At 67.3% G+C, this 14,776-nt stretch carries 14 protein-coding genes; 5 read left to right on the forward strand and 9 right to left on the reverse strand.

The genetic code is table 11. From position 1 onward, the window contains the following. Window positions 1–2 precede the first annotated feature (2 nt). Window positions 3–2,366: an excinuclease ABC subunit UvrA gene (locus tag WDU99_RS04435; RefSeq protein ID WP_337331234.1), complete on the reverse strand. Its 2,364-nt coding sequence runs from the start codon at window positions 2,364–2,366 to the stop codon at window positions 3–5. Window positions 2,367–2,524: 158 nt separating this feature from the next. On the opposite strand from WDU99_RS04435, the gene WDU99_RS04440 reads away from it, so the two are divergent. Continuing rightward, window positions 2,525–3,121, forward strand: coding sequence for an HdeD family acid-resistance protein (locus tag WDU99_RS04440; protein WP_337331235.1), 597 nt, complete (start codon window positions 2,525–2,527; stop codon window positions 3,119–3,121). Between the two features lie 82 nt (window positions 3,122–3,203). Here WDU99_RS04440 and WDU99_RS04445 read toward each other — a convergent pair whose 3' ends face one another. Continuing rightward, window positions 3,204–3,968: an SDR family oxidoreductase gene (locus WDU99_RS04445; protein WP_337331236.1), complete on the reverse strand. Its 765-nt coding sequence runs from the start codon at window positions 3,966–3,968 to the stop codon at window positions 3,204–3,206. 111 nt (window positions 3,969–4,079) lie between these two features. Between WDU99_RS04445 and WDU99_RS04450 the strand changes: the two genes are divergently transcribed. The 4 genes from WDU99_RS04450 (at window position 4,080) to WDU99_RS04465 (ending at window position 6,756) form a co-directional block, all read left to right on the forward strand. Continuing rightward, the gene (locus WDU99_RS04450; protein ID WP_337331237.1) at window positions 4,080–4,562 is read left to right on the forward strand and encodes an NfeD family protein; all 483 of its coding nucleotides are present in this window, start codon (window positions 4,080–4,082) and stop codon (window positions 4,560–4,562) included. Beyond that, window positions 4,562–5,479 (forward strand): SPFH domain-containing protein, encoded by a 918-nt coding sequence (locus WDU99_RS04455; protein WP_337331238.1) that lies wholly within the window; start codon window positions 4,562–4,564, stop codon window positions 5,477–5,479. The genes WDU99_RS04450 and WDU99_RS04455 overlap by 1 nt, the downstream gene beginning before the upstream one ends. After that, on the forward strand, window positions 5,476–6,252 hold the full coding sequence (locus WDU99_RS04460) for a glycerophosphodiester phosphodiesterase family protein (RefSeq protein WP_337331239.1): 777 nt from the start codon (window positions 5,476–5,478) through the stop codon (window positions 6,250–6,252). The genes WDU99_RS04455 and WDU99_RS04460 overlap by 4 nt, the downstream gene beginning before the upstream one ends. Before the next feature lie 120 nt (window positions 6,253–6,372). Continuing rightward, window positions 6,373–6,756 (forward strand): RNA polymerase-binding protein RbpA, encoded by a 384-nt coding sequence (locus WDU99_RS04465; protein ID WP_337331240.1) that lies wholly within the window; start codon window positions 6,373–6,375, stop codon window positions 6,754–6,756. 1 nt (window position 6,757) lies between these two features. On the opposite strand, the gene lnt is transcribed toward WDU99_RS04465, so the two are convergent. Genes lnt through WDU99_RS04500 form a run of 7 tightly spaced genes read right to left on the reverse strand, consistent with a single transcriptional unit; the run spans window position 6,758 to window position 14,768 of the window. After that, complete coding sequence (lnt, locus tag WDU99_RS04470) at window positions 6,758–8,284, reverse strand: apolipoprotein N-acyltransferase (protein ID WP_337331241.1); 1,527 nt, start codon at window positions 8,282–8,284, stop codon at window positions 6,758–6,760. Window positions 8,285–8,288: 4 nt separating this feature from the next. Further along, window positions 8,289–10,763: a DEAD/DEAH box helicase gene (locus tag WDU99_RS04475; RefSeq protein WP_337331242.1), complete on the reverse strand. Its 2,475-nt coding sequence runs from the start codon at window positions 10,761–10,763 to the stop codon at window positions 8,289–8,291. Further along, on the reverse strand, window positions 10,760–11,524 hold the full coding sequence (tatC, locus tag WDU99_RS04480) for a twin-arginine translocase subunit TatC (RefSeq protein ID WP_337331427.1): 765 nt from the start codon (window positions 11,522–11,524) through the stop codon (window positions 10,760–10,762). The genes WDU99_RS04475 and tatC overlap by 4 nt, the downstream gene beginning before the upstream one ends. A gap of 57 nt (window positions 11,525–11,581) precedes the next feature. Next, the gene (locus tag WDU99_RS04485; RefSeq protein WP_337331243.1) at window positions 11,582–11,848 is read right to left on the reverse strand and encodes a twin-arginine translocase TatA/TatE family subunit; all 267 of its coding nucleotides are present in this window, start codon (window positions 11,846–11,848) and stop codon (window positions 11,582–11,584) included. Between the two features lie 33 nt (window positions 11,849–11,881). Beyond that, the gene (locus WDU99_RS04490) at window positions 11,882–12,874 is read right to left on the reverse strand and encodes a helix-turn-helix transcriptional regulator (protein WP_337331244.1); all 993 of its coding nucleotides are present in this window, start codon (window positions 12,872–12,874) and stop codon (window positions 11,882–11,884) included. Beyond that, window positions 12,871–13,863 carry a helix-turn-helix transcriptional regulator gene (locus WDU99_RS04495; RefSeq protein WP_337331245.1) on the reverse strand — a complete coding sequence of 331 codons (993 nt, stop codon included), beginning with the start codon at window positions 13,861–13,863 and terminating at the stop codon, window positions 12,871–12,873. The genes WDU99_RS04490 and WDU99_RS04495 overlap by 4 nt, the downstream gene beginning before the upstream one ends. After that, a complete protein-coding gene (locus tag WDU99_RS04500) occupies window positions 13,860–14,768 on the reverse strand; it encodes an FKBP-type peptidyl-prolyl cis-trans isomerase (RefSeq protein ID WP_337331246.1) in 909 nt (302 codons plus the stop codon). Before WDU99_RS04500 ends, WDU99_RS04495 begins: the two co-directional genes overlap by 4 nt. Window positions 14,769–14,776 lie beyond the last annotated feature (8 nt).

A 14,776-nucleotide genomic window follows, 5' to 3' on the forward strand; every position in this document is an offset into this window, starting at 1 on the left:
GCTCAACGGGCTGCGGCGCCGACGTACTCGGCGAGGTGCTCGCCCGTGAGCGTCGACTTCGCAGCCACGAGGTCTGCCGGTGTTCCCTCGAACACCACGCGGCCGCCGTCATGCCCGGCTCCGGGACCGATGTCGATGACCCAGTCGGCGTGCGCCATCACGGCCTGATGATGTTCGATCACGATCACGGTCTTGCCCGAGTCGACGAGCCGGTCGAGCAGTCCGAGCAGGTTGTCGACGTCGGCGAGGTGCAGGCCGGTCGTGGGTTCGTCGAGCACGTAGGTGTCACCCTGCTCCCCCATTTGGATCGCCAGCTTCAGCCGTTGCCGCTCACCGCCCGACAGCGTCGACAGCGGCTGCCCGAGCGTCAGGTAGCCGAGACCGACATCGTCCATGCGACTGAGGATCTTCACGACAGCCGGGATCTTCGCCTCGTCGGATGCGAAGAACGTGCGCGCCTCGGCGACCGGAAGGTCGAGCACCTCGGTGATGTCCCTGCCACCGAGCTTGTACTCGAGCACTGCGGCTTGGAATCTCTTGCCACCACAGTCCTCGCAGGGCGTCTCGATCGTGTCCATGAAACCCAACTCGGTGATGATCACGCCGGACCCCTTGCAACTCGGGCACGCACCCTCGCTGTTGGCGCTGAACAGTGCCGGCTTGACACCGTTGGCCTTGGCGAACGCCTTGCGGATCGGCTCGAGCATGCCGGTGTACGTGGCGGGATTGCTGCGTCGTGATCCCTTGATCGCCGTCTGGTCGATGGCGACCACGCCGGGCTGCGGCGAGATCGATCCGTGCACGAGCGAACTCTTACCCGACCCGGCGACACCGGTGATCACGGTGAGCACGCCAGTGGGCACGTCGACATCCACACGCTGCAGGTTGTTCGCGTCGGCACCGCGCACCTCGAGCACGCCCGTGCGCTCGCGTACAGCATCCTTGAGCTGCGCACGGTCGTTCAGGTGGCGGCCCGTGACGGTGTCGCTGCTCGCCAGCCCGTCGACCGTGCCCTCGAACCCGATCTCGCCACCGACGCTGCCCGCTCCCGGCCCGAGGTCGACGACGTGATCGGCGATCGCGATCGTCTCGGGCTTGTGCTCGACCACGAGCACCGTATTGCCCTTGTCACGCAGCCGCAGAAGCAGTGAGTTCATCTGCTGGATGTCGTGCGGATGCAGACCGATGGTCGGCTCGTCGAACACGTAGGTCACATCGGTGAGCGATGAGCCGAGGTGGCGCAGCAGCTTGATGCGCTGCGCCTCTCCCCCGCTCAATGTGCCGGACGGTCGCTCGAGGCTGAGGTAGCCGAGCCCGAGGGTGACGAAGGAGTCGAGGTTCGCGCGCAGCGCGTCCAGCAGCGGTCCCGCCCCCGACAGTTCCAGCGCTCGCACCCAGGCGGCGAGGTCGGTCACCTGCATGCGACACGCATCGGCGATGCTGACACCGTCGATCTTCGATGACCGCGCACCTTCGGTCAATCGGGTCCCATCGCACTCGGGGCAGGTCGCGAAGGTGGCGACCCGTTCGACGAACGCGCGGATATGCGGCTGCAGCGCATCGAGATCCTTCGACAGCATCGACTTCGTGATCTTGGGGATCAGCCCCTCGTAGGTGATGTTGATGTCGTTGATCTTCACCTTAGTCACCTCGCCGTACAGGAAAAGGCGGCGCTGCTTCTCGGTGAACTCCGCGATCGGCTTGTCGGCCGGATAGAAGCCCGAGCCGGCGAACTGCCTCACCATCCACCCGTCGGCGGTGTACCCGGGCACCATGATCGCCCCCTCATCGAGAGACTTCGACTCGTCGACGACCTGGGCGAGGTCGAGATCCGACACCGCTCCCCTGCCCTCGCAGCGCGGGCACATCCCCCCGAGGTAGATGGCGTCCTTGACGATCTTCTTCTCACCGCCGGGGCCCGTCATCACGCCACTGGCCTTCTGCGTGGGGATGTTGAACGAGAACGCCGTTGGCCCGCCGATGTAGGGCGTGCCGAACTTCGAGAACAGGATGCGCAGCATCGCATTCGCGTCGGTCACCGTGCCGACCGTGGAACGCGGGTTCGCCCCCAGCCGCTCCTGGTCGACGATGATCGCCGTGGTCAGTCCCTCGAGCACATCGACGTCAGGCCGTGGGACCGAAGGCATGAATCCCTGCACGAACGCGCTGTAGGTCTCATCGATCATCCGTCGTGACTCGGCCGCCACCGTGTCGAAGACGAGCGAGCTCTTGCCCGAGCCCGAGACGCCGGTGAAGACCGTGAGGCGGCGTTTGGGGATGCTGACGCTGACGTCCTTCAGATTGTTCTCGCGTGCGCCCTCGACGCGGATGATGTCGTGATTGTCCGCCGGATGTCCCTGGGTCACTCCGAATCCTCTCGTCGTCCGCGCAGATGGGCCCGTCCGATCCTTGCATCCACCCCCGACACGGCGCCACCCTCATCCGGTGAGCAATCCTCCCGCGACACGCCCTACAGCACTACGCTGAGGGCATCCTCATAGGAGGCTCACGGAAAGGTTCTCTCATGACCGATGCACTCTCCGAAGCGAAGAGCTTCGTGAAGTCCGTCCGTACGTTCCTGGTGATCTCGGGCATCATCGCCCTTCTCGCTGGAATCGTGATGCTGGTCTGGCCGATGAAATCCGCGGTCATCGTCACGGCCATCTTCGCGTCCTACCTCATCATCGGCGGTCTCGTGTACGTCGGCCTCGGCATCTTCTCCGGCAAGGGCGGCGGCTGGGCGCGAGTCGGCCACATCCTGCTGGGCCTTCTGTACATCGTGGCCGGTGTCATCGCCTTCGCGAACATCGCGACGGCGACCGTGACGCTCGCGATCGTCGTCGCGATCTTCATCGGAATCAGCTGGATCGTCGACGGGGTGGTCGCCCTGTCGCTGATGGGCCAGAAGACGTCGAAGGTGTGGACCCTGCTGTATGCCCTGCTCGGCATCATCGCCGGAATCATCGTGCTGTTCTCGCCGCTGTACGCGGCCGCCGTGCTGTGGCTCGTGCTCGGCATCTCGCTGATCGTCCTCGGCGTCGTGCAGATCATCCGCGCGATCACGCTCGGCAAGGACTCGCGCGAGATCGAGGACACGCTGAAGGCCGACGGTGTGGCCTGAGCACGTCCAGAAGACCGCGGGTCCCGTCCGACCCGGACGGGCCCCGCGGTCGTAGAGCGGGCTCACTCCCCGTGCAGCCGGCTCACTCGGGCTGGAAGTCGGAAGTGTCGCCGATCAGACGGGTGTTGTCCGCCGGCACCGGGTCGACGGCCGCCTGCGCGACCTCGGCGGCGAACTCCGAGACGTTGTAGAGCTTGCCGGCCGACTCACGGCGCCCGGCGATCGCACCGGGATTCGCACGCTCGAGCAGGGTCGCGGTGATGGTGCCCTCGATCATGTCGCCGGACACGACGGTGAACCCGATGCCCTTCTCGGCAAGGCCGGGGATCAGCTCGCGCAGGGCATCTTCTCCCGCGCGCTTCGACTTGGCCACAGGCTCGTACTCGGTCATGGTCGGCGTGGTGCGGATGAAATGCGCCTGGTGGCTGGTCACGAACACGACCCGCGAGCCTTCACCGAGAAGCGGCTCTGCGGCCGTGAGCACGCCCACCTGCGCGTCACGGTTGAGCTTGAGGGCATAGTCCTCGGCCATGCCGGACTCCATACCACCCGAGGCGTTCAGCACCAGGATGTCGAGACGCCCGAACTCCTCACGCACCTGCTCGAACATCGACGCCACCGAATCGGCATCGGTGAGGTCGGCGCCGACGACCAGCGCTCGGCGCCCGAGAGCGCGCAGCTCGTTCGCGAGCTTCTCGGCGCGCGGTGCCTTGTTGCGGAAGTTGATCACGACATCTGCGCCGGCCTCGGCGAAGTAGCGGATCGTGTCTGCGCCGATTCCTCGCGACGATCCGGTGACGAGCGCCACCTTCCCGTCGAGGGATCCGGCGGGGAGGACCTGGGTCATTTCGACTCCTCGTGGGCGCGGATTTCGCACGTTCTGCGACAACCCACACTACAACCCCTGTAGCGAGGACCCATGCCGCGGCCACGTGGTAGGTTGTGCCCAGGAGGGCCCATGGACGGCTTCACGACATTCATCACGGTCATCGAGGAATGGGCGTGGATCGGCTGGCTCGTGCTGATCGCACTGTTCCTCGTGATCGAGATGCTCACGCTCGACCTCACCTTCCTGATGCTCGCCTTCGGCGGCGCCGTCGGCCTGCTGACCGACCTGATCGGGTTCCCGATCTGGGCGCAGGTGATCGTCGCCGGCGTCGCGGCGTCTGCGTTCGTGCTCTTCCTGAGACCGCCGCTGCTGCAGCGGCTCAGCCGGGATGAGGATCCCACTCCGTCGAACATGGACGCGCTGATCGACCTGGGCGGAGTCGTGCTCGAGGATGTCACCCAGGCCAGCGGCCTCGTGAAGCTCAGCAACGGCGACACCTGGACCGCCCGCAGCTTCGACGGCGCACCGATCCCCCGCGGGCACCACATCGCCGTCGCCGAGATCACCGGTGCCACCGCAATCGTCCACCCCGTGACCGAAGAGGAACTCTGATGGACAGTTCGATCATTCCCGCCGCGATCGCCTGGGTCCTGGCCATCGCCGTCATCATCTTCGTCCTGGTGACCCTGGCGCGCGCGATCCGCATCATCCCGCAGGCCACCGCCGGCATCGTCGAACGACTCGGGCGCTACCACAAGACCCTCAGCCCAGGACTGAACCTGCTCGTGCCGTTCATCGATCGGCTGCGCCCGCTGATCGACATGCGCGAGCAGGTGGTGTCGTTCCCCCCGCAGCCGGTGATCACCGAGGACAACCTCGTCGTCTCGATCGACACCGTCGTGTACTTCCAGGTGACCGACGCCAGAGCGGCCACCTATGAGATCGCCAACTACCTCGGTGCCGTCGAGCAGCTCACGACGACGACCCTGCGCAACGTCGTCGGCGGACTCAACCTCGAAGAGGCGCTGACCAGCCGCGACGAGATCAACGGGCAGCTGCGCGTCGTGCTCGACGAGGCCACCGGCAAATGGGGCATCCGCGTCTCCCGCGTCGAGCTCAAGGCGATCGACCCGCCCGTCTCGATCCAGGACTCGATGGAGAAGCAGATGCGCGCCGAGCGAGACCGCCGCGCAGCGATCCTCACGGCGGAGGGCTCGAAGCAGTCGCAGATCCTCGAGGCCGAGGGACAGCGGCAGGCGGCGATCCTGCAGGCCGAGGGCGACAAGCAGGCCGCGGTACTGCGCGCGCAGGGTGAGGCCGAGGCCATCCAGAACGTGTTCAGCGCGATCCACCAGGGCCGTCCCGACGACAAGCTGCTCGCCTACCAGTACCTGCAGATGCTGCCGAAGATCAGTGAGAGCGAGTCGAGCAAGCTCTGGATCATCCCCAGCGAGCTGACCGAGGCGCTGAAGGGCATCGGCACGGCGTTCACGCCCCGGCCAGGCACGGATCTGCAGCGCGACGCGTGACCCACCCGTACTTCCAGGGTGCGAGTGAGCCCCGCATCCTCGCCCATCGCGGACTCTCCTCCGCCCCCGGACAGGATCCGTCACTGTGGGAGAACACGGCGGCCGCTTTCGCCGCCGCGCACGCCGCCGGCGCTGAATACATCGAGACCGACTGCCAGGTGACCGCCGACGGCGACGTGGTGCTCTTCCACGACGCCACCCTCGAGCGTGTCGCCGGCGATCCGCGGGCGATCGCCGAGGTGCGCACCGCCGAACTGGCCGAGCTCTTCTCAGAGCACGGCGGTCTGCTGACGGTCGGCGATGCCCTCGAGGCGTTCCCGCGCTCGCGATTCAACATAGATGTGAAGTCCGCCACCGGGGCAGAGCCGATCGGTCCGCTGATCGCGCCCCACGCGCACCGGGTGCTGCTCACGAGCTTCTCCGACCGCATCAGGACCACAGCCCTGGCATCCGTTCGCCGGGCAGGCGCCGCCATGTCTCCCGCGACCTCGGGCGGCACCAGGGTGATCGGCGCGCTCCGCGCGCTCTCGGGCATCCGGCTCTCCTCCGCACGCGCACTGCGCGATGTGGATGCCGTGCAGATCCCGGAACGCCACAATGGGGTGCGCCTGTTCACTCCTTCGCTGGTCAGAGCCGCCCACGCGCACGGTGTGGAGGTGCATGTCTGGACTGTCAACGACGCGGATGACATGCGCCGTCTCATCGCGGCGGGCGCGGACGGCATCGTGACCGATCGAGCCGATCTCGCGGTCGCGACCCTGGGTATCTCCTGATACACCCAAAACCGGCCCATTGACCTGGGATTCACCTGTGAGTTCTTCGCTGAACTCGCCGCTGTGGATGAAGCGCACAGGCGCGAGCGTTATACCTGACAGCGACGAGAGGACCACACAATGGCAGATCGCAGCCTTCGCGGCATCCGACTGGGTGCGCAGAGCCTTCAGAGCGAAGAGGGCGTCGTTTTCATGGAGCGACGCGCGACCGCATACAAGTGCGAGTCGTGTGGGCAGGAGACGACCCTGATGTTCGCGGCGGACGCAGAGCCGCCGCAGACCTGGGAGTGCCGCGGTTGCGGCGCTGAGGCGGTGCTGCAGATCGATGGAGCATCGGTCAAGCTCGAGGAGAGCGACGAGAAGGCGGCCCGTACCCACTGGGACATGCTGCTGGAGCGTCGCACGCGCGATGAGCTCGAAGAGCTCCTCGCCGACCGTCTCGCGTACGTCCGTGCCCGCCGTGGCGCCGGCGACGACCCCAACCGCGAGCGCATCGGCGCCTGATTCAGCGCCGCCGCCGAGCGTGCACGCCCGCAGCCAGCAGCACCAGGGACCCTGAGATGATGATCCCCAGCTGAATCCAGGGTCCCAGCACGACTCCCGCCGTGAGGCCGGAACGCAGTTCGACATCCTCGAGCAGCGCTCCGGCCTCATCTGCGTCCAGCGACGACACGGTCGATCCGTCGGGACGGATGATCTGACTGGTGCCGACCGTGGACACGTTCACGACGCTGCGTCCGGTCTCGATCGCGCGCATCCGCGCGAAGGCCAGCTGCTGCAGATTCTCGTCGGTGCCGCGGAAGTCGGCGTTGTTGGTCTGGAACACCAGCACCTCGGAGCCGCCCGTGACAGCCTCACGGATCACCTCGTCATAGATCACGTCGAAGCAGATGGCCAGGCCGACGCCGACGCCGTCGACCTCGACGATCGGCGGGTTGGATCCCGGCGTGTATTCGCGGCCGATCAGGCCGATCAGGTCCGGCGCTATCGCGAAGTAGAACTCGCGGTCGGGCACATACTCGCCGAAGGGCACCGGATGCCGCTTGTCGTGCGTCTGCGCAGCCGTGCCGTCCGCGGTCCAGAGGAACGACGTGTTGAAGTACTCGTCACCGCGCTGCGTGGCGGTGTTGGCCAGCAGCGGCGCATCGAAGGCGGTGACGACGCGTGTCAGACGGCGCGCCGTGGCTTCGTCGCGGAACGGGTCGTAATCGACGCCGCCCTCGGGCCACACGATCAGGTCGATGTCTTCGCCGCGCAGCGCATCGGTCGCCTTCTTCTGCGCGGTGATCACCCCGTACGGCTCGCGGTCGTCGAAGTATCCGGTCGCGCCGTTCCCCTGCACAGCCGCGATGCGCATGGTGCCCGACGGCGTGGTCGGGAACAGCGGGGTGAAGACCAGTACCAGCACCGTCAGGGCCGGGGCGATCCACTGCACTGGGCGCCGCCACGCGCGCGTCCGCACCACCTCGATCAGCAGCGCCACAGCGGCCACCATCAAGAACGTGAGCCCACTGACGCCGAGCCACGAGGCCACCGGGGCGAACGGCCCCTCGGCCTGCGTCATGCCGAGTCTGGCCCACGGGAACCCTCCATAGGGCCAGTTGCCGAGGAACAGCTCGTACAGCGTCCACAGCGCGGCCACGAGGAGCGGGAGCACCACGCTGCGGCCGCCAGGCCAGGCACGCGGCAGCCAGCGGTACGCCAGCGCGATCGGCACGAGTGCGACGGCCGTCAGTGCGGCCTGCAGCACGAACAGCGCCGCCCACGGGACGGGCCCGAGATACCGGGCGGTCCACGAGACGAGCAGCGAGAAGAGCGCGACCCCGTACACACCGGAGACCAGCATCGCGCCACCGACGCGGCGGCCGATCAAAGTGGGCAGCAGCAGAGCCAGCGCGACGAACGCCAGCGGCCAGGCAGCGAGCGACGGGAACGCCAGGTTCATCAGCACGCCGGCCACCCCGGCCATCGGCACCGCCAGCCACAGCGGGATCAGCGGGCGCGCTCGCGCATCGGTCGATTCTTCGGACATCCGATCACACCGCCGAATAGGCGACGATGCCGCGTCGCACCCCGTCGAGGGCCCGGCGCGCTGTGCGCGCGAGCTCGTCGTCCTCGGCGACGATCGACAGCTGATCGAGCAGGTCGATGGTCTGCTTCGCCCAGCGCACGAAGTCGCCGGCCGCCATGTCGGCATCGATCAGCACGCGCTCGAGCGGGCCCCCGCGGGTCCAGCCGTGCATCGCCGCGGCCAGCCCGGGGGCGAGCGGCTCGGTGCGTGGCAGCGAGTAATCGTGCTCGAGTTCGTCGAGTTCAGCCCACAGCCGCATAGTCGCATCATACGCGATGCGGAACGCCCCTCGCGGCAGCCCCCGCTCCCCCATCGACTGCTCACCGCGGCGAGGCTCATACACCAGGCAGCTCGCCATCGCCGCCAGCGACGGCGCGTCGAGGTTGCGCCACAGGTTCAGCCGCAGCGCCTCGGCCACGAGCAGGTCGCGCTCGCCATAGATGCGGCGCATGGTGCGTCCCGCATCGGTGAGCCGCAGGTCGTCACCATCGGTCTCGAGGTAGTCCACCACCTGCAGCACGTCGATCACGCGGTCGAAGATGCGCGCTACCGTGCCCGTGCGGTTCTCGATCTGACGGCGGATGCGATCGGTATCGCGCTTGAGGGAGTAGTAGCGCTCCGCCCATCGGGCGTGCGCCTCGCGATCGGGACAACTGTGACAGGAGTGCCGCTGCATCCGCGTGCGCAGTGACTGGATCTTCTTCATCCGCTTCTCGCGTGCGGCGCGGGGGCCTGCGGAGTCCTTGCGGTTCTTCTTCTCGAGGTCGCTGAGTTCGCGGCGGATCGCCGCGTAGTCGAGGAAGTCACCGCGGTCGCACTCCATGGCCTTCAGATAGCCCTGGAGGGACTCCTCGGCATCCTTCACCTTGCGCGCGAGGCCGACGACGGCCCGATCTGCCTGGAACTGCGCGAACGACGATTCGAGGATCTCCCTCGCCCGCTCACGCCCGAACCGGTCGATGAGGTTGACCGCCATGTTGTACGTGGGACGGAAGCTGGAGTTGAGCGGGTAGGTGCGTCGGGATGCCAGTGCTGCGACGGCCTGGGGATCCATGCCCTCCGTCCACTGCACGACCGCGTGGCCCTCGACGTCGATCCCCCGGCGACCTGCGCGCCCGGTGAGCTGGGTGTACTCCCCCGAGGTGATGGCGACGCGCGCCTCGCCGTTGAACTTCTCCATCTTCTCGAGCACCACGGTGCGCGCCGGCATGTTGATGCCGAGCGCGAGCGTCTCAGTGGCGAAGACCACCTTCACGAGCTTGCGCTGGAAGAGCTCCTCGACGACCTCCTTGAAGGCGGGCAGCAGCCCGGCATGGTGGGCCGCCACGCCACGCTCGAGGTTGTCGCGCCACTCCCAGAATCCGAGCACGTCGAGATCCTCGTCCTGCAGCGATCTCGTGCGCTCCTCGACGATCTCGCGGATCAGGCTGCGCTCGTCCTGCGAGGTCAGCCGCACCCCGGCACGACGCACCTGCTGCACCGCCGCATCACAGCCGACCCGGCTGAAGATGAAGAAGATCGCCGGCAGCAGGCTCAACCGCTCGAGCAGCCGCACCACATCGGCACGATCCATCCGCTCGATGCGCCGCATGTTCGACGCGCGCACCGGCCGCTTGCCCCCGCGCGGCGGACGCTGGGCCTGCCGACCGGCGTGCCGATTGCTGATGTACTCCTGCGCGCGGCGGTTGCTCTCATGGCGGGAACCGGTGAACGAGCGGATGCGGAACAGCTCCTGATTGACCTGCGCAGTGGCGACGCCCGCACGGTCGTCGAACAGCGGAAGCAGGTCGTCGCGCACCAGCACATGCTGTTCCAACGGCACCGGGCGGATCTCGGACACGATCACGTCGGTGTCGCCGCGCACAGTGTCGAGCCAGTCGCCGAACTCCTCGGCGTTGGAGACCGTGGCGCTCAGCGAGATGAGGCGCACCTGCTGCGGCAGGTGCAGGATCACCTCTTCCCACACCGGTCCCCGGAACCGATCGGCGAGGTAGTGCACCTCGTCCATGACGACGTACCGCAGCCCGCGCAGCGCATCGGAGTCGGCATAGAGCATGTTACGCAGCACCTCGGTGGTCATCACCACGATGCGCGCGTTACCGTTGATGTTCGTGTCACCGGTGAGCAGGCCGACGTCGTCGGGCCCGTAGACATCGACGAGTTCGCGGAACTTCTGGTTCGACAGCGCCTTCATCGGCGTGGTGTAGAACGCCTTCTCGTTCGGAGACTGCATCGCGAGGTGGATCGCGAACTTGCCCACGATAGTCTTTCCGGCCCCCGTGGGGGCGGCTACCAGAACGCTGCGACCGCGCTCGAGCGCCTGACACGCCTCGATCTGGAACGGATCCAGATCGAAGCGCTGCCGTGCGGCGAAAGCCTGCGTCTGCGGATGATCGGCCGCAGACCGGGCGGCCGCGTAGCGCTCGGCGGGCGAGGTCATGCCACCGGGTTGTCTGGATCGAGTCCCGCGGCGAGCTCGCGCTTTCGCTTCCCCCGGTCGAAGAAGAGCGACAGGAACGCCGCCGCGAAGTACAGCACGATCAGGATGCCCGCGAGCATCAGCATCGAGCCGATGTCGGCGGCGGGGGTGGCGACGGCGGCGAACAGCGAGGCGACCAGGATCGCGACGCGCCACCCCTTGAGCATCGCCTTGCCGGTCATGATCCCGGCGAGGTTCAATGCGACCATGAACACGGGCAGCACGAACGATACGCCGATCACCAGCACGAACTTCAGGATGAAGTCGTAGTAGTAGTCGGAGTCGAAGAAGTTCACGCCGATCTCGGGCACGAAGTTCGACATCACCTCGATGACATGCGGTGCGACCAGCACTGCCACGTAGCCTCCGGCGAAGAACAGCGGCACCGCGGCGGCGACGAACGCCACCGTGTACTTGATCTCCTTGCGCGTGAGCCCGGGCATGATGAACGCCCAGATCTGCCACAGCCAGACGGGTGCTGAAAGAAGCAGACCGATGGACAGCGCCATCCTGATCCGCAGGTTGAAGCCAGATGCGATTCCCGTGAACATCAGCTCCGCGAAGTCGCCCCCGCGCTTCTCATCGATCACGCGGATCGGCTCGGTGAGGAAGTTGATCACGGGATCGGTGATGATGAAGGCGATCACCATTCCCGCGGCCAGGCCGATCACGCCGATGACCAGGCGCTTGCGTGCCTCGCGCAGATGCTCGCCGAGCGACATACGCCGATCGCGCTTGCCGCCTTCGGGCTGCGCTTCGACGTTCAGTTCAGTCACAGCCTATGAAGCGCGAGGTGGCGTGTCCTGATCGGCAGGACGATCGACCGGAGGCGCTGCGGGCGCCGTGGTGCCCGTCGACGCGGCGTCGGTGCCGTCGGTCGGAGCCGGTTCGGCGTCGTCGGACTTCATGGCCTTCATCTCACCCTTGAAGACGCGGGCCGACTGGCCGAGGCTCTTCGCCAGCGCCGGCAGCTTCGCCGCACCGAACAGAAGCAGGATGATGATCAGGATGATCCACAGGTGTGGTCCTGCGAAAAGATTGCCCATGGAATGTCTCCTCTGGGATGGGTCAAGGTCGGTTCAGTCTACCCGTCGCGAACCCGTGCCGGGTACGTCGTACAGTGCGAGCGCGGCAGCCGCCCAATCACGGGTGGCGACCTTCGCCTGCGGCGGGTCGAGCACTTCCATCATGCCGCCGAAACGCCCTGCGATCCGCTTGACGACACGCGGATCAGCCATGCGGAACCGCAGGGTCACCTGGCCGTCGGCACGGTCGACCTCTTCGTGGGCGAATGCGCCCAACAGCGGCACCAGACGTTCGGGAAGGCGAACGGTCACTCCGCCGGCATCCCCGTCCTGGCCGAACACGGCCGGCACGGGCGCGTCGCTGTGCGTGATCGCGATATCGGTGAGCTGGGGCTCGCTGACGCGGTCGAGGTGGAAGGTGCGCATCGCCGTGCGCAGGTGGCACCAGCCCTGCAGATACCACTGGCCGTTGGTGATGAGGATCTGCATCGGGTCGACGGTGCGCGTGGTGACTGCCGCATCGGGTGCCTGATAGCGGAACGACACCGCTACGCCGTCATGCAGCGCGCGCGAGACGACATCCTGCACCTCGCTGACGGCGACGGGCGCGATGATCAGGTCGGGCGGTGCATCGGCGGATCCGCGCGACAGCTTCGCCATCAGGCCCGCCACGAGCCCGGAATCCGCGACAGCGGGCACCGCCGCCACCATCTGCAGTCCGGCCAGCAGCGCCGCGGCCTCCCGCGCCGTGAAGCGCGGCACGCGCCGCAGTGCGACGTCGTTCGTGATCTCGATCACGCCGTGATCGTCGAGCAGATCCCAGTCGATGTCGAACATCTCCTGTGGCAGCTGCCAGTAGCCGGAGTCACCGGGCAGGCCGATCACCGTGAGCTTCTCGACCATCGTGCGCATCTCGGCGGCCGTCACACCGAAATCAGCGGCGGCTTCGTCGAGAGTCACCTGCCCGCGCTCGAGCAGGTAGGGCACCAGCGTCAGATAGAGCCTGACGCGATCCGCGGCCAGCAGGGGTGCGCGCGAAGCGCTCATATGCGGCCTCCATCGTCGTGGATGCGCATGATCGCCTGCAGGCGCGTGATCACGGCCTCACGCAGCGATACCGGCTCGACGACGCGCACCTCGGGACCGAAGGCCGCGAGCTCGTCGGCGAACACATGGCGATCCACGTAGGGCACGCGGATGCCCTGGGGCGCGGGCGTCGAACGGCGCCCCAGTCGCAGGGCGGCCTCCGTTCCCGGGGTCACCTCGAGGAGCGCGCTCTGGGATGCCGCCACCTCGACGAGCCCCGCCAGTGCGCGATCGGCAGCACCCTCGCGGAGCGACGGATCGAAGGTCTGCGCCGTCACCTTGACATCGCTGACGATGCGGCTGAGCAGGAAGGTGCGCTCGGCGCCCGCATCCACATCGATGCCGTACAGGTGCCAGCGCGCCTCGTACTCGACCAGCGCGAGCGGGCGGATGCGGCGCCGGGTGGGCGCCTGCTCCCCCGGCTTCAGGTACTCGAAGACGACGACGCGACTGCGTTCGATGCCCTCCTGAACCTTCGGGAACGCGGCATCGCGCGCGGTGATCCGCGGCGCGAATCCGATGATCTGCTCATCGCCGTCGATGCCGAGGGCGCGGATCTTGCGCACCCCCGACTGTGCGTCGCCCGACACCGATTCGGCGCTCCACACGCTGCCCGCCAGGCGCAGCACGGCGAGCTCCGCGGCGGTGAACTCGATGTCACTGGGCAGGTCGTACTCGGCAAGTGGGATCCGGTAGCGCGCCTCGCGCAGATCCTGCGGATCGGTCGGGTCGCCGATCGTCTCGATCGGCATCCCCAGGGCGCGGAGCTCGTCCTTGTCGCGCTCGAACATCTTCTCGAGCGAATCGGACTTCGCGCCGGCCTCGACGCGCTGGCGGTAGCCCGACACGTTCTCGAGGATCTGCTGCTTTGTGAGGCCGATCTCCGTGGCCATCAGCGCCACGACGAGGTTCGTCAGGCGCTCCTCCGCGGGGATCGTGGCTGCGCTCATCCCTGAGTCATCTCCTCCGGGATCACACCGAGGACGTCGACCACGTAGATGCCGGCATCACCCGAATCGCCGGGCACGATGACCATGATCTGCGAGCCGATGTGAGCCTCGGCGATCGCCGTACCGACCTCTTCGGGCAGCGAGTCGGCGTTCAGCATGACGGCACCGTCCCACGAGGTGCCGGTCACGGATCGGTCGGCCCACGAGACGGCGGTGTAGTGGAACATCGCCGCGCCGTCGCCGACCTCTTCGCCTCGACCCTCGATGAGGGTCTCGGTGACCGTCTCCTTCGGTGCTGCGCTATCGGGCACGATGATGCCGGGGCGACCGTCGGGCGCGCGAACGACCGACGGCAGTCCGCGGGTCGTGTTGAAGACGTCATCGCCCTCGGCCTTCGGCAGCAGCGTGTAGCGGATGTCGTAGACGGCGAGCATGCTGTCATCGGCGCCGAGGCCGACCTGTGCGGCCATCCCCTCGGGCAGCTGACCGGACGGAATGGCCACGACCACACGACTGCCCTCGGTAGCGCATGCGAGTGCCTCGTCGACGCCCGGGAACTGCGCCGATGCGGATTCGGGACTCCAGACGCTGAGTCCCGACTGGATCGGCTCGCCGGTGGTGCCGTTGACGAGCATCAGCGTCATGATCGCGTTCTGCGTCGCGGAGGCTATGGGTGCGCCGTCGCCGACGATGAGGTCGGCGTATTTGACCTCGGATGCCCGGACCGGAAGGTCCACCGACACCTGCGGGGTGCCGAACGAGCCCGTCACTTCGACGGACGCCTCCAGTCCTGCCGAGCTGGAGCGTTCACAGGCGGCGCCGTCGAAGCTCGGCGCGGGCGAGCATCCGGTCAGCGCGAGGGCGGAGAGGGCGAGGGCCGAGAGAGCAGCGGTCGATTTACGCACGCGCCCCA

The organism is Microbacterium bandirmense (assembly GCF_037204185.1).
Classification (GTDB): Bacteria; Actinomycetota; Actinomycetes; order Actinomycetales; family Microbacteriaceae; genus Microbacterium; species Microbacterium bandirmense.